Annotated in this window: 18 protein-coding genes; 11 read left to right on the top strand and 7 right to left on the bottom strand. The window is 37.6% G+C overall.

Annotated elements, in window-relative coordinates; all coding sequences use genetic code 11:
* The first annotated feature begins 92 nt into the window (after nucleotides 1-92).
* The gene (locus tag V7150_RS14850; protein ID WP_335519642.1) at nucleotides 93-434 is read left to right on the top strand and encodes a DUF1878 family protein; all 342 of its coding nucleotides are present in this window, start codon (nucleotides 93-95) and stop codon (nucleotides 432-434) included.
* 5 nt (nucleotides 435-439) lie between these two features.
* Here V7150_RS14850 and V7150_RS14845 read toward each other — a convergent pair whose 3' ends face one another.
* Both V7150_RS14845 and V7150_RS14840 read right to left on the bottom strand, forming a co-directional pair.
* A complete protein-coding gene (locus V7150_RS14845) occupies nucleotides 440-1,015 on the bottom strand; it encodes an HTH-type transcriptional regulator Hpr (protein ID WP_283922203.1) in 576 nt (191 codons plus the stop codon).
* Between the two features lie 180 nt (nucleotides 1,016-1,195).
* The gene (locus V7150_RS14840) at nucleotides 1,196-1,558 is read right to left on the bottom strand and encodes a YtxH domain-containing protein (RefSeq protein WP_335519639.1); all 363 of its coding nucleotides are present in this window, start codon (nucleotides 1,556-1,558) and stop codon (nucleotides 1,196-1,198) included.
* 185 nt (nucleotides 1,559-1,743) lie between these two features.
* Between V7150_RS14840 and V7150_RS14835 the strand changes: the two genes are divergently transcribed.
* Nucleotides 1,744-1,935 carry a hypothetical protein gene (locus tag V7150_RS14835; RefSeq protein ID WP_335519636.1) on the top strand — a complete coding sequence of 64 codons (192 nt, stop codon included), beginning with the start codon at nucleotides 1,744-1,746 and terminating at the stop codon, nucleotides 1,933-1,935.
* 69 nt (nucleotides 1,936-2,004) lie between these two features.
* Here the strand turns inward: V7150_RS14835 and V7150_RS14830 are convergent, their stop codons facing one another.
* Both V7150_RS14830 and V7150_RS14825 read right to left on the bottom strand, forming a co-directional pair.
* Nucleotides 2,005-2,532: a tryptophan transporter gene (locus tag V7150_RS14830; RefSeq protein ID WP_335519635.1), complete on the bottom strand. Its 528-nt coding sequence runs from the start codon at nucleotides 2,530-2,532 to the stop codon at nucleotides 2,005-2,007.
* 156 nt (nucleotides 2,533-2,688) lie between these two features.
* The gene (locus V7150_RS14825; RefSeq protein WP_335519632.1) at nucleotides 2,689-3,108 is read right to left on the bottom strand and encodes an HIT family protein; all 420 of its coding nucleotides are present in this window, start codon (nucleotides 3,106-3,108) and stop codon (nucleotides 2,689-2,691) included.
* Between the two features lie 764 nt (nucleotides 3,109-3,872).
* Between V7150_RS14825 and V7150_RS14820 the strand changes: the two genes are divergently transcribed.
* From V7150_RS14820 to V7150_RS14810, 3 genes are all read left to right on the top strand, one after another.
* Nucleotides 3,873-4,613, top strand: coding sequence for an ABC transporter ATP-binding protein (locus V7150_RS14820; protein ID WP_335519629.1), 741 nt, complete (start codon nucleotides 3,873-3,875; stop codon nucleotides 4,611-4,613).
* Nucleotides 4,606-5,817 (top strand): ABC transporter permease, encoded by a 1,212-nt coding sequence (locus V7150_RS14815; protein ID WP_335519626.1) that lies wholly within the window; start codon nucleotides 4,606-4,608, stop codon nucleotides 5,815-5,817. Before V7150_RS14820 ends, V7150_RS14815 begins: the two co-directional genes overlap by 8 nt.
* A gap of 102 nt (nucleotides 5,818-5,919) precedes the next feature.
* On the top strand, nucleotides 5,920-6,642 hold the full coding sequence (locus V7150_RS14810; RefSeq protein ID WP_335519623.1) for an EcsC family protein: 723 nt from the start codon (nucleotides 5,920-5,922) through the stop codon (nucleotides 6,640-6,642).
* 19 nt (nucleotides 6,643-6,661) lie between these two features.
* On the opposite strand, the gene V7150_RS14805 is transcribed toward V7150_RS14810, so the two are convergent.
* The 3 genes from V7150_RS14805 to V7150_RS14795 form a co-directional block, all read right to left on the bottom strand.
* Nucleotides 6,662-7,837, bottom strand: a complete 1,176-nt coding sequence (locus V7150_RS14805; RefSeq protein ID WP_335519620.1) for an amidohydrolase — start codon at nucleotides 7,835-7,837, stop codon at nucleotides 6,662-6,664.
* A gap of 204 nt (nucleotides 7,838-8,041) precedes the next feature.
* Nucleotides 8,042-9,439, bottom strand: coding sequence for a hypothetical protein (locus tag V7150_RS14800; protein WP_335519617.1), 1,398 nt, complete (start codon nucleotides 9,437-9,439; stop codon nucleotides 8,042-8,044).
* A 137-nt stretch (nucleotides 9,440-9,576) separates the two neighbouring features.
* Nucleotides 9,577-10,074, bottom strand: coding sequence for an antibiotic biosynthesis monooxygenase family protein (locus V7150_RS14795; protein WP_335519614.1), 498 nt, complete (start codon nucleotides 10,072-10,074; stop codon nucleotides 9,577-9,579).
* A gap of 263 nt (nucleotides 10,075-10,337) precedes the next feature.
* Here V7150_RS14795 and hemE point away from each other — a divergent pair, with 263 nt between their 5' ends.
* From hemE to V7150_RS14765, 6 genes are all read left to right on the top strand, one after another.
* Nucleotides 10,338-11,384: a uroporphyrinogen decarboxylase gene (gene hemE, locus V7150_RS14790; RefSeq protein ID WP_335519612.1), complete on the top strand. Its 1,047-nt coding sequence runs from the start codon at nucleotides 10,338-10,340 to the stop codon at nucleotides 11,382-11,384.
* A gap of 146 nt (nucleotides 11,385-11,530) precedes the next feature.
* Nucleotides 11,531-12,463, top strand: coding sequence for a ferrochelatase (hemH, locus tag V7150_RS14785; protein ID WP_335519609.1), 933 nt, complete (start codon nucleotides 11,531-11,533; stop codon nucleotides 12,461-12,463).
* 38 nt (nucleotides 12,464-12,501) lie between these two features.
* Entirely contained in the window at nucleotides 12,502-13,944 is a 1,443-nt protein-coding gene (gene hemY, locus V7150_RS14780) for a protoporphyrinogen oxidase (protein WP_335519606.1), read from the top strand.
* Between the two features lie 226 nt (nucleotides 13,945-14,170).
* Nucleotides 14,171-16,336 carry a YhgE/Pip domain-containing protein gene (locus tag V7150_RS14775; protein ID WP_335519603.1) on the top strand — a complete coding sequence of 722 codons (2,166 nt, stop codon included), beginning with the start codon at nucleotides 14,171-14,173 and terminating at the stop codon, nucleotides 16,334-16,336.
* 272 nt (nucleotides 16,337-16,608) lie between these two features.
* The gene (locus V7150_RS14770; protein ID WP_335519600.1) at nucleotides 16,609-17,343 is read left to right on the top strand and encodes an MBL fold metallo-hydrolase; all 735 of its coding nucleotides are present in this window, start codon (nucleotides 16,609-16,611) and stop codon (nucleotides 17,341-17,343) included.
* 16 nt (nucleotides 17,344-17,359) lie between these two features.
* The coding region (locus V7150_RS14765) for a lipoate--protein ligase (protein WP_335519598.1) at nucleotides 17,360-18,283 on the top strand (924 nt) is incomplete at its 3' end.

Here is an 18,283-nt window from a genome sequence, read left to right as displayed (position 1 = left end):
ATTTTTTACTAATATAAAAAGGTTTACCCTTCTCCTTTTATGGTGAATAATGAATATAGGGTAATGAAAGGTTCGAAAAGAGGGCTATTGTTATGAATGAACATGAATTGCTGTTGAAAAGAATAAATTTACTTGAATATCACCAGAAGCTGCTAGTGAAGCTGCTTAACAACCCAAATCTTGAATTTTATAAGCTTATCATCGAATATGGGATAACCGAGCAAGAAATAGACAAGTTCTATTATTTATGTAATGAATTGAGCATGAAATTAGACGAACAAAAAGCGGAAGGGTATGTTTACTTTCATCCGCTTTTTGCTAAATTTTCGGCCTCTTTACCAACAAAGATGAAGATAGAAGATGTGATAAAGGCATGCTTACTTCAGAAATTATATGAGCCTCTTTTTCAGGAGTTCGAAAAATATTTAAAATAGAGTTTTTATGCTAACTCTTGTTCCGTCTTTTTCGCCTTTTTCAGTGTCCCATTTTCTTCAACAAATTCACTTTCAATGTTATGAAAAGAACGTTCAAAAATCTCCATAAAATCTTCACCGTAAATGTTGCGAACAATCGCCATCATTTCAATAATTTCCGGAAACTTACCATACAATTCCCGCAGTGGCAATGCTCCAGAAAAAGCGGCATTTCCATTGGGCTCATAAGTTTCCATTGATTGAAGTAAAATCTCTTCCCCTTTGTCGGTGAGCTGAATGTAGGTATTCCGTTTGTCATTTTCTTTTTTTGAAAATTTTAACAAACCTCGTTCTTCTAATTTTTTTGAAAAATTAAAAGCTGTTGAGACATGCATTACACCGAATTTGGCTACATCCGAGATGGAGGCGCCATTCAAATGGTATGCAATCCAAAGAATATGATGTTCATTAATATTTAGATCATAAGGCTTAATCCATTGCTGCCAGTCTTTTTCAATTGACTTCCATAACGCTTTACTTAATTGTGTAATTCTTTGACTAAAAATCATCGCTTCTTTCATCGAATATTGTTTCTCGGTCATCCCCATTTTCACCTACTTTTATATTTCTCTATTATCATTATGCCAATAAAGTATAAATTAATAAAGATATTAATTCACAAAATTTTTAGAAATTATGATAATTTTATATTGAAATTTGAAATTATGATTAAAAATGCCTATTCCTCCCTAACATTTTGATAAAGAACTAAGAAAGTGATTTTATTCGCTATATTCTGAAAATTCTCTTTCTAACTCTTGGACTGTTTCTTTCATTTCAACAAGTTCTTTTTGAATTGCTTGTTGTTGAGGGCAAATCTCTTTCTCCCATTGGGTGAGAGAGATTTTAACTTCAGACAGAAACGTTAAAATATTCATTTTTCCTTCTTTCGTTGCAACGGTGGCAGAATCTTTTATTTGTATTAGGTTTGTTTTAAGTTCACGTAATTGATTAAGCACTAGTTGTTTCTTCTTTTTTATTCGAGCTCTGGTAACATCTCCTGAATTTGGAGCCGTTAGCATCGTACTAATACCTGCAGCAAGACCACCAGCTATAAATCCATAAAAAAAATGTTTTAATTTCATTTTACTTGCTACCTCCAGATATTGACAACTATTTGAAAATAAATTTAAAAAATAAATTTTTTTTGAATAGTAATCCTATCATCCCGCTGCTTTAAATAGACCTTGTTCATAGGAATGGACGGTATAACATATAAATAGTTACAACCATTGTTCTAATTTACGATACTTAGTAGGGGGACAAAAAGATGAAGAGTGTAGTTGTGACGTTATTTATCATAAGTGCTGTTCTTTTTTTGGGAACATGTAAATATTTTTTTGATTTAAAAAGACCCGGTGTTTATCCGCCAAAGCAAGTACTAAAGAAAAGAGCGACTGCATTAGCCGGGGCGGGAGGAATTGCTTTGATAGTTGCTATAATGCTTTCAACCTTTGCATAGTAGACTTTGTAGTATGTAATTTAAGAAAAGAACCCATTGGGGTTCTTTTCTTAAAAAGGATCCCGTGCATTACTTTTGAATGACGGAAGCTGATGACAAATTAGTTCTTTTGACAATTGATTGAGCCACTGGATACAAAATAACCATTACTACGGTATTGAGGACAACAGCTGGTAAAACACCTGCCGCAAAAATTGCTGCGAATGGGCCTGGTAAACCTACTAAGAAGTAGGCTGATCCTAAAAAGACCGTGCCTGAAACCAATGTTCCGACACCAGTTAAAACTCCGACGCTAATAATCGAGTTTCGGTATTTTTTTAAGGCTAAAAATAAACCGAAAAAGATTAGAGCGGTGACTGGTTTATCGATGATATTCGGAATTGTCCCGCCAGGGAAACTAGTGGTTATGCCGGATAATACTCCGGTAACAATCGCTAACAGCATGACACTTTTTATTTCTGGAATAAGAATAATTCCTAAAAACATCATCGCCAGCATCATGTCTGGTTTAATGGTAAGGAACGCTGGCATTACCGTGTGTAAAACTACCCCAATTCCCGCTAAAAGTGCTAAAACTACAAGGTTCTTTGTATTCATTTCTCATCTCTCCTCTGCTATCCTAAGCTATTTGTTCCTCCCGCAGTGCACTGATTGCCTGCAGCGAAAAACATACATTCATTATAGCATAATACTATAAAATTAATAAAGATATAATTTTCAGAAAATTGACACTTAACTACTCTGAGTGCAAGCTTAAAGCTGTTTATTAATATTTGCTGCCATTTCTTGTAATATTTGTGGGGTATAATCGCTTTGGTTGCTTTTCCAAACTACTCCCAATCCATCCCCTTTTCCATAGCGGGGAATCAGATGAATATGGAAATGAAAAACAGTCTGGCCTGCCAGTTCGCCATTATTATTGATAATATTTAAACCAGCCGGATTAAATTCTTTTTTGATCGCATTGGCAATGGAGGGGACAACTTCAAAAATATTTCTTGCTATTTCAGGAGTTAGTTCAAATAAGTTCTCCTTATGTACCTTTGGAATGACGAGTGTATGACCTTTTGTCACTTGACTAATATCTAAAAACGCTAATACATGCTCATTTTCAAAAACTTTTGCTGCTGGAATTTCGCCATTTACTATTTTACAAAAAATACAATCACTCATTTGATGCACAACCCCTCTAAAAAAATGTTTGTATTATTTTACCACACAAAACTAATATGGTACTACCATTTATTTAGAAAGACAATTAATTCAAAGCCCCGCCCAAACACATAAAGGAGGTTAAGCAGAGCTTTAGCTTCACCAATTTTCAATAGAAGTAATTTCTTATTGTCTCTCAGATTAGGAAAACTGATACATTTTTACGACGCTCTGCCCCTTTTCCGCGCAAGAAAAAGGAGCAGGATCCGCATGGAATCCTGCCCTCTCGAAGGGGAATTGCTTCAACAAGTACGTTCATTTAGGAGTGTTCTTTGATAAACACCTCATTTTTCGTAGAGTGTTTTTTATAAAGATACATCATTGTTCAAGCTGACCATCCCCTATTTGTTTTTATATGTTTCCCAACTTATAAAAACGGGTAGCGATCTGCGGTAAACACCTCATTTTCCGTTTATTGTTTAAGATAAACAGTTGGTGTTATTTGAACTCAAAATGGTTACTATACACATTGTACAATACAACCATCCCCTTATTTGAAACGAATGGAAGCTCACTTGTTTGAAATGTTATTGTCTTTAGTAGACACCTCATCTCAAGTTTTGATGAATTTCTTCATCGAAGTAAGTTGTTCCCCTTCGATTATTATGATGTCCGAAAGTGATAGAAATATGCTTAAAGTTTTACGATAAATTGAATTCCTATTTTTATCGAGAGGAATTTGATAAAATGAAAACCATAATCATGCTACGGAAGGACGTTTGCATATGTCTTTATTAACAATTGACAATCTTGTCGGGGGATACACAAGGAACCCTGTATTAAAGGATGTATCCTTTGAAGTTCGGGAGAAGGAATTAGTCGGACTTATTGGACTGAATGGGGCGGGGAAAAGTACAACCATTAAACATATTATTGGATTAATGGAACCACATCGCGGCACCATCAAAATTAATGGACATTCTTTTACAGAAAATAAAGAAGCTTATCGCCGCTTGTTTACGTTTGTTCCTGAAACACCGGTCTTATATGAAGAACTAACGCTAGATGAGCATTTGAAATTAACTGCCATGGCTTATGGACTGGACGAGTCTACTTATAACCAGCGAATTACTCCGCTGTTGTCAGAATTCCGGATGGAGAAGCGCTTAAACTGGTTTCCAGCTCATTTTTCCAAAGGGATGAAACAGAAGGTTATGATTATGTGTGCGTTCCTCGTACAGCCATCACTCTATATTGTTGATGAACCTTTTGTTGGCCTAGATCCGCTTGGGATTCAATCTCTGCTTGATTTAATGAAAAAGATGAAAGAAAACGGTGCGGGAATCTTAATGTCGACACATATTCTCGCCACGGCGGAAAAATATTGTGACCGCTTTGTCATTCTCCATGAAGGAAAAATACGTGCCAAAGGGACACTTGCTGAGTTAAGAGAGCAGTTCTCGATGCCAACAGCCTCTTTAGATGATTTGTATATTCAGTTGACGAAGGAAGAAAATTATGTTTGATGAGAAGAAACTGTGGAAAGATCGTGCCAGCGGTCGCATGAAAGATTTAGGGAGATATTTACGCTATATTTTCAATGGACATCTTGTCATCGTCTTGTTATTTCTAGTTGGAACAGCAGCATTTTATTATCAAAAATGGATTGAAACACTTTCAACTGATTTTCCTGCTGAGCTTTTTTTAGCTGTAATCATTGGATTTTTCGTAACATACAGTCCAGTTTACAACTTTCTGCTTGAAGCTGACAGAGTATTTTTACTGCCTCTAGAGGATAAATTGAAAGGATATTTTCTCCGTTCCGGGATCGCAAGCTTTGTATTTCAAGGCTATATTCTTTTAATGGTTTTGGCAATACTTATGCCGATATATGCACATGTAAATAATAATAGCTTTAGCCCATTTATCCCATTCCTCGTTGTTTTACTTATTGCGAAGGGCTGGAATTTAGCTGTCACTTGGAAAATTCATTATTACATTGAGTCATCTGTACAAAGATGGGATATCGTTGTTCGCTTTTTTCTTAATGCAGTATTTTCCTATCTTTTATTTAAACAGGCAAACCTTATTCTTCTTTTAATTATCGCATTGATTATGGGCTTTTATTATTACAGTTTTTTAGCTCGGACAAAAAAAATGAGCTTAAAGTGGGATCAATTAATTGACCACGAAGAAAAGAGAATGGCTTCCTTTTATCGATTGGCCAATATGTTTACGGATGTACCAAAATTAAAGGACACTGTTAAAAGAAGAAAATGGCTTGATTTGTTTATTAGCAGAATCCCATTTTCACACGAAAAGACCTATCTATATTTGTTTTCACGAACGTTTTTGCGCTCATCTGATTATCTGGGATTATTCCTACGTTTAACCGTGCTTGGCGCGCTTGGCATCTATTTTATTTCATTTGGTTTGGGGCAAATATTACTTAGTTCTTTATTTTTATATCTAACCGGATTTCAATTGCTGCCATTATGGAATCACCACCAAAACAAACTGTGGGTTGATATTTACCCGGTTGCACAAAAATATAAGACAGCTTCATTCTATTTTCTGTTAATGATTATCTTAACGATCCAAGCCGTTATTTTCGCATTATTTATTATGATTAAAGGCGAAATATTTATTTCACTGCTTGCTTTATTCGCAGGTCTTGGGTTTAGCTACATTTTTGTATATTTTTACGGTAAAAATCGATTAAAAGCATAATCTTTGAAATCCCCTTTTGAGTTGAAGGGGATATTTTTTTGAAACTATTAGGCGTTCTCCTCGTAATTAAGCATAATATGAATTGTGGAGGGGGTGGTCTTATTGAACGAGTATGAATTAATGGTTTATGAAGAAGTGGAAGAATGGAAACGAAAATTAAAGAGAAGATCAGGAATGATGAACCGTATATCGAAAAAAGCTCAAGGGAAAATCAACGAATGGATTCCAGATAAGGTTCATGAGGTCATGACTGAAAGTATTAAAGGAATGGTCAAAGCAACGTTATTTGGCTCCCAGGTGACAACGAATAAAGATCAGGCCCGTGGCTTAACACTTGCAGAAAGAGATGAATTGGCACGAAAAAAAATATCTGCCTATCAGAAGACAGCGGTGGTCGAAGGAGCAGGGACAGGGGCAGGAGGTATTTTACTTGGTCTTGCAGATTTTCCGTTACTCTTATCAATTAAGATGAAATTTCTGTTTGAAGCCGCTTCTGTTTATGGATTTGATTCAAGGAAATATGAAGAAAGATTATTTATTCTCCATGTTTTTCAACTAGCTTTTTCAAGTGATGAAATTCGCAAGAAAACTTTATCTGAAATTGAGAATTGGGATAGTCGCAAGCAGGTACTCGTGGAAATGGATTGGCACAAGTTCCAGCAGGAGTACCGTGATTATATTGATCTAGCTAAATTATTTCAGCTTGTCCCGGGGATAGGTGCGTTTGTTGGCGCCTATGCTAATAATAATCTTCTGAAACATTTAGGTGAAACGGCGATGAATGCCTACCGATTAAGGCTGCTCCAAAAAGCCCCTGAACTCTAACGAGATAGGGGCTTTTGTATTATTCTTTATGAATCCTTATTGCAGCCGTTCCTAGTGTTTTTGCGGCAATGAGCATCGCTTTTTCATCGATGTCAAATTTTGGATGGTGATGCGGATATCCAGCATCGTCACGAACCGGCTTTGCTCCAGTGTAAAAGAAGGTTCCGGGAACTTTTTGCAAATAATAAGCAAAATCCTCACCGCCCATTTGCGGTTCGGTTTCTTCAATTGTTTTGACCTCAGCAACATCCTTTGCACAGCTAATTAAAAACTCTGTTTCCCTTTCATGGTTGATCACAGCGGGATAACCTCTTACAAAATCATACTTATAGGTGCTATTTGCAGAATAGCAAGTGCCGTGGATGATTCGTTCTATTTCTTCTTCAATAAATTGCCTTATACCTTCATTAAAAGTCCGGACAGTTCCTACTAATTTTGCTTTGTCAGCAATAACATTGAAGGCATTTTCAGCAGTAAAGGAAGCAACAGTGACAACAGCTGCTTCAACTGGATTTACTTTGCGGCTGACGATTTGCTGAAGGTTTAATACGAGTTGTGAAGCTGTAACGATGGCATCCTTTGTTTTATGCGGTTGTGCTCCGTGGCCGCCTTGACCTTGAATTTCAATTTCAAAACGGTCTGCTGCCGCCATGATTGGACCTGTTCGAAATTGGATGGTTCCAGTTGGTTCGCTTGACCACAAATGTGTGCCGAAGATTACATCTACACCCTCTAAACAGCCATCTTCAATCATTGGTGCTGCTCCGCCGGGAGCATATTCTTCTGCGTGTTGATGAATAAAGACGTAAGTCCCTTCGAGCTCCTCACTAAGTTCATTTAATGCTTTCGCAAGGACAAGTAGTGTAGCAGTATGACCGTCGTGCCCACATGCATGCATGACTCCAGGTACTAATGATTTGTAAGGAACATTTTTTTCATCCTGAATGGGCAATGCGTCAAAGTCTGCACGTAATGCAACCGTCTTACCAGACTTTTTCCCATAGATATTGGCAACCACTCCATTACCACCTACATTACCCTCTACTTCAATATTAAGTTTTTCATAATAAGATTGAATAAATTTTGCCGTTTCGTATTCATGAAACGATAATTCCGGATGCTGGTGCAGGTAACGACGAATTGAGATCATTTCTTCGTAGTAACCTTCTAATTTAGAAAAAATCTTGTTTAACATATGTAATCCCTCCCATTGGTTCGAATTAAAGAGTGTATTTTCAAACTATTTTAACACTTATATACAATTATGTTGATTTTTATCGTGAATTTCTTTTTACTTTTATGCTCTTTTAGTTACCATTGCTACGGTTTATTAACCTAATGAAGGAAAAGAGTACTCTTTTGGTAAATAAAAAAAGGCCGACAAGAATTCGGCCTTTATTTAAATTAAAAATATTGCAACAATCGTCGTCACTACTAGCCCGATAAAAACGGGGACAAGGTTTCGTCTCGCCAGTTCAAACGGATCCACGTTACATATGGCAGCAGCAGGAATTAATGCCCATGGGACGAGCGTTCCGCCTCCAACCCAAATCGCGGCTATTTGTCCAAGTGCTGTCAGTGTGGCAGCACCTTTACCAATGGCGATGGCGAATAAACTAGCAATCGACCCGGCTAAAGATATGCCTGAGAATCCAGAACCATCCAAACCTGTAATGGCCCCAACAGTTGTTAACGTGACAGCTCCTACAGCTTTACTTAATGGAACAACTCCAGCAAGTGCGATGCCTAAATCATTGACGATTCCATGAGAAGCTTTTGGTAAAAAATCTCCGATGATTTTTGTAAAACCGCTATCACCTAAATAAAAGAATGCCGCAATTGGAATAACAGGGCCAAAAACCTTAAATCCAAATTGGAAGCCTTCAATTAAATACTGTGTTGTTTTTTCAAGACCTTTGTTTTTATGACTTGTTAAAGTGATTAAGAGAAGAATAATAATGGAGGTTCCACCAACTAAGGCAGTTGCATCACCACCGGCCAGATCGAGGATAGACATCGCACCAACGTCAGCAGCAAGTAATAGTGGAACTAATATTGCAAAGAATCGTTTTTGAGCGAGTGATAATAGGGCAGGTTGGTCAGATGCTTCTGTTGGAGAATCAGGTATGATGGTGGAAGAGGGTTGAAGGATTCCCCGCTTCATGTCTCTTTTTAAAAAGTAGAAGGCAGTAACAGTAGTCACAAGACCCATAATAATTACTAACGGAATACTGGCATCAATGACATCTTGAATGGGAAGTCCGGCAGCATCTGCTGTTAGTTTAGGTGCTGCTTGAATAACGAAGTCACCGGATAAAGCAATTCCGTGACCGAACAAGTTCATCGCCATGGCAACACCAAGTGCTGGTAACCCGGCTTTATTTGCGACTGGTAGGAGAACAGCTCCAAGCAAGGCAACTGCAGGGGATGGCCAAAAGAACCAAGAAATGACCATCATCAGTATCCCAATAGTCCAATAGGCAAGTGTTGGATTGCGAATTAATTTCCTAAATGGTGAGATCATGACATCATTAATCCCGGTAGTGGTCAAGGTATGGCTCATTGCGACGATAATAGAAATAACGAGTATAGTAGACAATAGTTCTGTAATCGCATAGCTAAAGCTGTTGAAAATACTGCTAATCGAATGACTTAAATTGCCGGTGGCGGTAAGAGCAATCAAGAAAATCCCGATAATACAAACAATGGTCGTGTCCCTTCTCATCACCATCAACCCGATAATAAGAACAATAAAGGACACGTAAATCCAATGAAGAGATGTAAGCTCGATAAGCACTTCATTTCCCTCCTTTCTTATCTTTAGGGGCAATAGCCCTGCTGGATGTAATACAGAATATGAAAATTGCATCCAGTGGTGAGAGGGGAATAGAAAAAAAGAATGGAGTATTCACACTCCATTCCCGTGATTACAATTTATTTGGTTATTGAATATTTACTTACATAGGGTGCACTTGCAAAAATATTTTGCTGTGCATTTATACTAGTCCCTTTGATTTTATCAGTCTCAAAAAATGTATCGGATTTCTTCCACTTTTGATGATAGGCCTCATTTTCCCAAACTGTCAGGATCACATACGTATTGGATGATAAGGGGCGGAGCAGTCTAAAAGCAATCAATCCTGGTTCATTCTCAATATCTCGAGCTTGATTTTTAAATTGATGCTCAAATAATGGGCGGCCTTCATCTTTTACAGGGATATTATTCATGACAGCAAAGCCCTCTTTTTGGATTTCCCCGATAGATTCTAACACCTCATATCTGCGTGGTTCTTTAAATACAGTTCCTCCCATTGATTCATGAAGTAATAAGGCTCCATTTTCATTAACCATTGTCACCATTACTTCATGGGGATATTTGCTTTCAATCCTTTTTAAAAAGTCGAACGTTCCAGCTGTCATATAAATATGCATTTTTATTTCCCCCTGTTTAGCATTGATTTTCTAATAGTCTATACGTATTATTTTCCAGTATGCTTTCTGGGATTTAAACAATTTGTTTTAAGTAAATACGACTTTTTTTTGACAGTTAGTATCGTAATCTATACACAAATAGGATTAATCGATATAGTGAAGACAGTCTATGTATATTAACATTCATTTCAAAAGTTTTTAAATTTATGTTCAATATATTAAAATGGAAAACAGACATGTCTTTTGAAAGGTGGACTTTATTCATGCCAAGACCAATTAATGAAACATTTTTAAAAGCAGCAAGAGGTGAGAAAACAGACCATGTCCCTGTGTGGTATATGCGTCAAGCGGGTCGTTCCCAGCCGGAGTATAGAGAGATTAAAGAAAAGTATTCATTATTTGAAATCACTCACCAGCCAGAGCTATGTGCTTATGTCACGCGTTTACCAGTTGAGCAATATAACGTAGACGCAGCGATTTTATATAAAGATATCATGACCCCACTTCCAGCGATAGGTATGCAAGTTGAAATTAAGGGTGGAATTGGACCAGTAATTGATAATCCAATCCGTTCATTAGCAGATGTTGAAAAGTTAGGTGAAATTCACCCAGAAGAAGATGTTCCATTTGTATTGGATACGATCAAATTATTGACGTCTGAGCAATTGAATGTGCCCTTAATTGGTTTTTCTGGCGCACCGTTTACACTTGCCAGCTATATGATTGAAGGCGGACCTTCGAAAAACTACAATAAAACAAAAGCATTCATGTACACGGAGCCAAAGGCCTGGTTTGCTTTGATGGAAAAATTAGGCGATATGATCATTACATACGTGAAGTCGCAAATAAAAGCAGGGGCAAAGGCCATTCAAATCTTTGATTCATGGGTTGGAGCATTGAATGTGGAGGATTATCGCTATTTCATTAAACCAATCATGAACCGTATCTTTACTTCATTAAAAGAAGAAAACGTGCCGTTAATTATGTTCGGTGTTGGAGCAAGCCATTTGGCGTTGGAGTGGAATGAGCTTCCAATTGATGTTGTGGGTCTAGATTGGCGCTTACCAATTCAACAGGCGAGAGAAATGGGCATTCATAAAACCGTTCAAGGTAACCTTGACCCAGCGATTTTGTTAGCTCCTTGGGAAGTGATTGAAGAAAGAGCGAAAGCCATTTTAGATCAAGGAATGACACAAGACGGCTATATTTTTAATTTAGGCCATGGTGTATTCCCATCTGTTAATCCAGAAACATTGAAAAGATTAGCATCCTTTATACATGAGTATTCAGCATCTAAATTGAGTCGCTAAGTTCTCATCTGTAAGTGTTAAAATTGGTAAGCTGTCCAATTTTTTGGCACAATATAGTGAGTTGTTTGAAAGGGGATATACAAAGCCAGTAATGCCCCTTTTCATAAATGAAAAAGCGAAAGAGACTTAAAAATGAGGTGCAACATATGACAAAAAAGAAAATGGGCCTGTTGGTAATGGCATACGGTACCCCATATAAATTAGATGATTTAGAAGGCTATTATACACATATCCGTCATGGCCGGAAACCGAGTCCAGAAATGATGGAAGACCTTCGTAATCGTTATGAAGCAATTGGCGGAATCTCTCCATTAGCAAAAATCACACTTGACCAAGCGGAAAAGCTTGAACAACATTTAAATCATGTTCAAGATGAAATTGAATTTAAAATGTATCTTGGATTAAAACATATAGCACCGTTTATTGAAGATGCAGTAAAAAAAATGCATGAAGATGGAATTAAAGAGGCAGTAAGTATTGTTTTAGCTCCGCATTTTTCAACCTTTAGTGTACAATCCTATAACGGCAGAGCTGTGGAGGAAGCAGAAAAGCTAGGCGGGCTCAAAATTAGAACGATTGAGAGTTGGTACCAGGAACCGAAATTTATCGGATATTGGGCTGATAAGGTAAGACAAATTTTTGATCAAATGCCTCAGGAGGAAAGGGAACAAGCAGTTTTAATTGTTTCCGCACACAGCCTGCCTGAGAAAATCCTCCAATTTGGCGACCCCTACCCAAGTCAGCTTCAGGAAACGGCTGATTTAATTGCGGAACAAGCCGGGATAGAAAATTACGAAATTGGCTGGCAAAGTGCTGGAAATACTCCAGAGCCTTGGATTGGCCCGGATGTTCAGGACTTAATAAGGGATCTATTTAACACTCATCATTACAAATCATTCGTGTTTACACCTGTTGGATTTGTATGCGACCACCTTGAGGTGTTATACGATAATGATTATGAATGCAAAGCGGTTACGGATGAATTAGGAGTAAGCTACTATCGGCCGGAAATGCCTAATGCAACGGCTGAATTCATTGATTGCTTATCAAGCGTGATCCTTAAAAGATTAATGGAATAAGTTGAGATAGAAATTTACTTGGAAAGAGAGTGACGTCTGTGACCAAAGACAAACAGAAGGTTGTCATTGTTGGGGGAGGAATTGCTGGTCTCGCGTCAGCGTTCTATCTTCAAAAAGCAATACAAGAGAATAATTTGCCTATCGAGATTCAACTTGTTGAAGCATCGCATCGTCTCGGCGGTAAAATGCAAACCGTTTTAAGAGACGGTTTTACGATTGAAAGAGGCCCAGATTCATTTTTAGCAAGGAAAACAAGTATGATCAGGCTTGCAAAGGAAGTTGGAATGGATGACACACTAGTACCTAATTCCACGGGTAAATCGTATGTTCTTGTTAACGAGAAACTTCACTCAATGCCCGGTGGTTCGATCATGGGAATTCCTACGGAAATAGGACCATTTATCACAACAGGTCTATTTTCTATTCCTGGTAAACTAAGAGCTGCGGCTGATTTTATTCTGCCTCGTTCAGAAAGCGGAAAAGACCAATCATTAGGACAATTTTTCAGAAGAAGGTTGGGTAATGAAGTGGTTGAAAATTTAATTGAACCATTATTATCAGGCATATACGCTGGTGATATTGATCAATTAAGCCTCATGTCTACTTTCCCGCAATTTTATGAAGTGGAACAAAAATACCGAAGCCTGATCTTGGGTATGAACAAAATGACCCCTTCGCAACCGAAACAGCCTGATAATAAGGACAAGAAAAAGGGAGGTTTCTTATCTTTCAAAACAGGGCTCCAATCCTTTGCCGAAGCGATTGAAGCAAAATTAGATCCGAAGTCTATCTTAAAAGGCCATCGGGTTGATCATATTGTAAAATCAAATCAAAAATATGAAATTTACCTAAATAATCGGGAAACGATTAAGGCAGATTGTATTATTGCCGCTACCCCTCATCAGGGAACACAAGCGATGTTTTCCGACTACAGCTTTTTTGATCCATTTAAATCCGTTCCATCCACATCTGTTGCTACAGTATCACTAGCCTTTCCTGAGGAAGCAATTAAGAATGATATTGATGGAACCGGATTTGTTGTTTCAAGAAATAGTGATTATTCAATTACTGCTTGTACATGGACACATAAAAAATGGGAACATTCGACTCCGAAGGGAAAGGTCCTTCTCCGTTGTTATGTCGGAAGAGCCGGTGATGAGACGATTGTTGATCTTTCAGATGATCAAATCATTAAGATTGTCCTCGACGATTTAAAAAAGACAATGGACATTACCATGAATCCTGACTTTGCTATTGTAACAAGATGGAAAAACTCCATGCCACAATATACCGTTGGTCATAAGCAACGGCTGGCAACCATTCTAGAGCATGTAAAAACTGAACTGCCAGGTGTATTCTTGGCAGGCGCTTCCTATGGAGGCGTCGGGATTCCCGATTGTATTGACCAAGGAGAATTAGCTGTCCAGAATGTGTTGGATTATTTAAAAGTGAAAAATACTGCAAAAGAAGCTGTTCATTGATAACAGCTTCTTTTTTTTTTGATAGTTCTTACTTGCAAACCAATTAAAATGGATGTATACTCTTTAAGTATTAACTGACTGAAATGTTCATATGGTCATTTATGAACGTTTCTTGTTTAGATATAAGGCATTCGTCAAGGATTGTCCAAAAAGATAGTCCTTATTTTTGGAATTAAAATGACCAAATGAACAAAATAGTCAATAATAATAAAAAGGAGGCATCGCAGTGAAAAACATCCTATTAAAGGAAGAACTTTTGACGATATTTAAAAATAAAAAAGTTTTAATTCCGATAATCGCTGTATTGTTTGTCCCGGTCTTGTATGCGGGAATGTTTTTGTGGGCGTTCTGGGATCCATATGACAAGCTTAACGAACTGCCGGTTGCGGTAATTAATAACGATGAGGGTGCAACACTTGATGGGATTAACCTAAACCTAGGTGATGATTTAGTTTCTAACTTAAAGGAAAGTAAAGATTTTGGTTATGAATTTGTAGACAAGAATGAAGGTTATAAAAAGTTAAAAGACCAAAAATATTATATGGCGATCGAAATACCAAAAGACTTTTCTAAAAATGCAACTACATTATTGGATGAAAAGCCGAAAAAATTGGAACTGATCTATACTCCAAACGAAAGCTTTAACTTCCTTTCAGCACAAATCGGCGGCTCAGCTGTAGAAAAAATCAAAACGGTTCTTGCTGAAAATGTAACTGAAACGTACGCTGAAACAATGTTTAACAAAATTTCCGAGGTTGCTGATGGGGTAGTACAAGCAAGCGACGGTGCAGGTCAGATAAGTGATGGGTCAATTGACTTAAATAAGGGCTCTGATGATTTAAATAAAGGCCTTGAAACCCTCGCTGAAAAATCTATTGAATTTAACAATGGGATGAAAACGGCAAATTCAGGTTCAAAGGAATTAGCAGCAGGTTCAACAGAATTGAAAAACGGGTTAGCTAAAGCTGAGGCCAATCTTCCGTTACTAATTGCTGGAACGAAAGATGCATATGCCGGTGCACAACAATTGAAACGTGACATTCCAGCAGGGATTGCTGCTGGTATTGAAAAGGAATTGACTGGAAGTGTAGGGGAACTAAATAGCGGCATTGATCAGTTTAAATCACAGTTATCAGGGATGTTAGCAGCAAATATTGCTGATCAAACGATAACACAACAAACAGAAAAAATGCAGAAATTAGCTAAAACCCTAATTGACAACAAAGTTGACCCAGCTCTTGTACAACAAATAATGGCTAATGAGCAAAAAAATGCGCCAACGAAAGAACAGTTGCAGCAACAAATTTTATCCTCACTAAGTCCTAAACTAGATGCTGGTTTCAATCAATTTAAATCAGGGGTTGATGAAAAATTAGCCGGTGCATCGAATGGTTTGGAAGGTAAAATTAAAGCACAAACAAGCCCTTATTTTGATCAATTGATTACTGGTATTGGCAAAATCAATGGCGGTCAGCAGGAATTACAAAAAGGGATCCATGATTTATATGCAGGTTCATCAAAATTAAATGATGGTACAAAAACCCTTTCTACCGGTATGAGTCAGTTAACTGATGGAGCAGATCAAATTACAGACGGAACGGGTCAATTAGCTGATGGCTCTGGGCAACTAAAAGACGGAACATCCAAGCTTTCTGACGGTGCCAAGGAATTATCAGATAAGCTTGCAGATGGGGCAAAAGATGCTTCAAAAGTTCATTCAAATGAAAAAACTTACAATATGATGGCTGAACCAGTAAAACTCGATAATGAAAAAATTAATCATGTACCAAACTATGGAACAGGTTTTGCACCATACTTCATTTCATTAGGCTTATTTGTCGGTGCACTACTATTATCGATTGTCTTCCCGCTTCGCGATACAACGGTTATGCCATCAAGCGGATTTAACTGGTTTATTAGCAAGTTTTCCATCATGGCAGGTGTTGGTATAATCCAAGCATTACTCGTAGATGTCATTCTACTTGCTGGATTAGGTCTTGACGTACAAAGTGTTCCTAAGTTCATTTTATTTTCAATTATTACTAGTTTGACGTTCATTGCCTTAATTCAATTGCTAGTATCTGTATTTTCTGATGCAGGACGTTTCCTGGCGATTCTCATTTTGATTTTCCAATTAACAACAAGTGCCGGAACCTTCCCGCTTGAATTAATTCCAAATTTCCTTCAGCACTTTAATGTATTATTGCCGATGACCTATTCGGTTAGTGGCTTTAAGGCTGTTATTTCAAGCGGTGACTTCAGCTATATGTGGCAAAATGCTACGATTCTTTTAGGTTTCCTAGTTGCATTCGCCCTTGGAACAATCGCTTATTTTACAATGAGACATAGACATCAATATAAACATCAAAATAATACTTTAGTTAGTGAATAAAATCTATTACCAGCCGGCCTGTTTTCGGCTGGTTTTTTTGTTTCGAAAAATAAAATCACTCTAATGAGGAGCACATTTGGGATAGAAATAGGAATGAAAAAGTGATAGCTGTTCTATGGCCCGGAACCATGGAAAAAGCGAGCGTAAGGTAACGTAGAGAGGTTCTACGTGCCCAGATCCTGTGGGAAAAACAAGTTATTTGTTTTATTATGAAAACAAATCGATTTTTGAGTATATTAAATATATGAGTCCTAGAAATGGAGGAGTTAGACATGAAACTCACAGTAATCGGTTTTTGGGGTGGATATCCAAAACAGAATGGGGCAAGCTCTGGATATTTGCTTGAACATGAGGGTTTTCACTTATTAATAGATTGTGGAAGCGGGGTTCTTTCTAAGCTGCAAAATATTATTCAGCCTGAAGAACTGGATGCGGTCATCATTTCTCACTATCATCCTGATCACATCGCAGATATCGGTGTCCTGCAGCATGCAAGACTAATTCAAGGATTATTAAGCAAGGAATTCCCAACATTACCGCTATATAGTCATAAATTTGACCAACATGAATTTGTCAAACTAACTTATAAAAATATCACAAAAGGGTTCGCTTATGATCCAAATAGTACGCTCTCGATAGGTCCATTTCAATTTTCATTTTTAAAAACAAACCATTCTGTTCCATGCTACGCGATGAGAATAGAGGCAGCGGGTAAAACAATAGTCTATACTGCCGACAGCTCCTTTAAAGAAGAGTTTATTGAGTTCAGCCGGGGCGCCGATGTTTTACTGTGTGAATGCAATTTATACGGACATCAAAACGGTAAATCAGCGGGTCATATGAACAGTGTGGAGGCAGGGCAATTTGCCCATAAAGCCGATGTAAAACAATTAATTCTTACCCACCTGCCGCAGTACGGAAACTTAGCGGATTTAATTACTGAGGCATCTAGCAAATTTACTGGTATAATAAAACTTGCAGACGAATTTCTATCTATTTCACTATAAGAAGGGACAGAATACTATGTTATTTATCGATAATAAGGGCATCACCGACCCGCGGATAAATCTCGCGATTGAAGAGTATGCTTTAAAAAATCTTGATATAAATGAAACCTATTTATTATTTTACATAAATGAACCATCCATCATTATTGGAAAAAACCAAAATACGATTGAGGAAATCAATACAGAATATGTTGAGAGTAATGGTATACACGTAGTGCGCAGATTGTCCGGAGGGGGAGCTGTTTACCATGATCTTGGCAACTTAAACTTTAGCTTTATTACTAAGGATGATGGGGAAAGCTTTCATAATTTCCGTAAATTCACTGAGCCGGTAGTAGCAGCACTGAAAAAATTAGGGGTAAACGCCGAGTTAAGCGGCAGAAATGACCTGGAAGTTGAGGGTAGGAAAATTTCTGGAAACGCACAATTTTCCACAAAAGGGAGAATGTTTAGCCATGGAACCCTGCTTTTTAATTCAGAAATGGATCATGTTGTATCTGCCTTGAAGGTCAAGAAGGACAAAATTGAATCAAAAGGAATTAAATCGGTTCGCAGCCGGGTTGCCAATATTTCTGAGTTTCTGACAGAAAAAATTGATATTCGAGAGTTCCGTTCTTTAATTTTAACATCCATCTTTGACGGACAAGAAGAAATACATGAATATGTGTTAACTGATGAAGACTGGAAAAAGATTCATCAGCTATCAGAGGAGCGCTACCAAAACTGGGAATGGAACTACGGGAGATCACCTAAGTTCAATCTGCAGCACTCTCACCGCTTTCCGGTGGGTTCTATCGATGTCCGCTTAGAAGTGAACAAAGGAATCTTAGAAAACTGTAAAATATATGGCGACTTTTTTGGTGTCGGTGATGTAAGTGACATCGAAAACATATTAAAAGGTATTCGTTATGAAAAAAATGAAATTGAGAAGAGACTTTCT

Origin of the sequence: Neobacillus drentensis (assembly GCF_036965245.1) — a bacterium.
Taxonomy (GTDB): Bacteria; Bacillota; Bacilli; order Bacillales; family Cytobacillaceae; genus Neobacillus; species Neobacillus drentensis_G.
Note: the sequence above shows the minus strand (reverse complement) of the source record. Positions and strands in the feature narration are given on the sequence as shown.

What these genes read in the sequence shown, in the direction of transcription:
- V7150_RS14850 (WP_335519642.1), top strand. Translation starts at nt 93, where the DNA reads ATGAATGAACATGAATTGCTGTTGAAAAGAATAAATTTACTTGAATAT.
- V7150_RS14845 (WP_283922203.1), bottom strand. Translation starts at nt 1,015, where the DNA reads ATGACCGAGAAACAATATTCGATGAAAGAAGCGATGATTTTTAGTCAA.
- V7150_RS14840 (WP_335519639.1), bottom strand. Translation starts at nt 1,558, where the DNA reads ATGAAATTAAAACATTTTTTTTATGGATTTATAGCTGGTGGTCTTGCT.
- V7150_RS14835 (WP_335519636.1), top strand. Translation starts at nt 1,744, where the DNA reads ATGAAGAGTGTAGTTGTGACGTTATTTATCATAAGTGCTGTTCTTTTT.
- V7150_RS14830 (WP_335519635.1), bottom strand. Translation starts at nt 2,532, where the DNA reads ATGAATACAAAGAACCTTGTAGTTTTAGCACTTTTAGCGGGAATTGGG.
- V7150_RS14825 (WP_335519632.1), bottom strand. Translation starts at nt 3,108, where the DNA reads ATGAGTGATTGTATTTTTTGTAAAATAGTAAATGGCGAAATTCCAGCA.
- V7150_RS14820 (WP_335519629.1), top strand. Translation starts at nt 3,873, where the DNA reads ATGTCTTTATTAACAATTGACAATCTTGTCGGGGGATACACAAGGAAC.
- V7150_RS14815 (WP_335519626.1), top strand. Translation starts at nt 4,606, where the DNA reads ATGTTTGATGAGAAGAAACTGTGGAAAGATCGTGCCAGCGGTCGCATG.
- V7150_RS14805 (WP_335519620.1), bottom strand. Translation starts at nt 7,837, where the DNA reads ATGTTAAACAAGATTTTTTCTAAATTAGAAGGTTACTACGAAGAAATG.
- V7150_RS14795 (WP_335519614.1), bottom strand. Translation starts at nt 10,074, where the DNA reads ATGCATATTTATATGACAGCTGGAACGTTCGACTTTTTAAAAAGGATT.
- hemE (WP_335519612.1), top strand. Translation starts at nt 10,338, where the DNA reads ATGCCAAGACCAATTAATGAAACATTTTTAAAAGCAGCAAGAGGTGAG.
- hemH (WP_335519609.1), top strand. Translation starts at nt 11,531, where the DNA reads ATGACAAAAAAGAAAATGGGCCTGTTGGTAATGGCATACGGTACCCCA.
- V7150_RS14770 (WP_335519600.1), top strand. Translation starts at nt 16,609, where the DNA reads ATGAAACTCACAGTAATCGGTTTTTGGGGTGGATATCCAAAACAGAAT.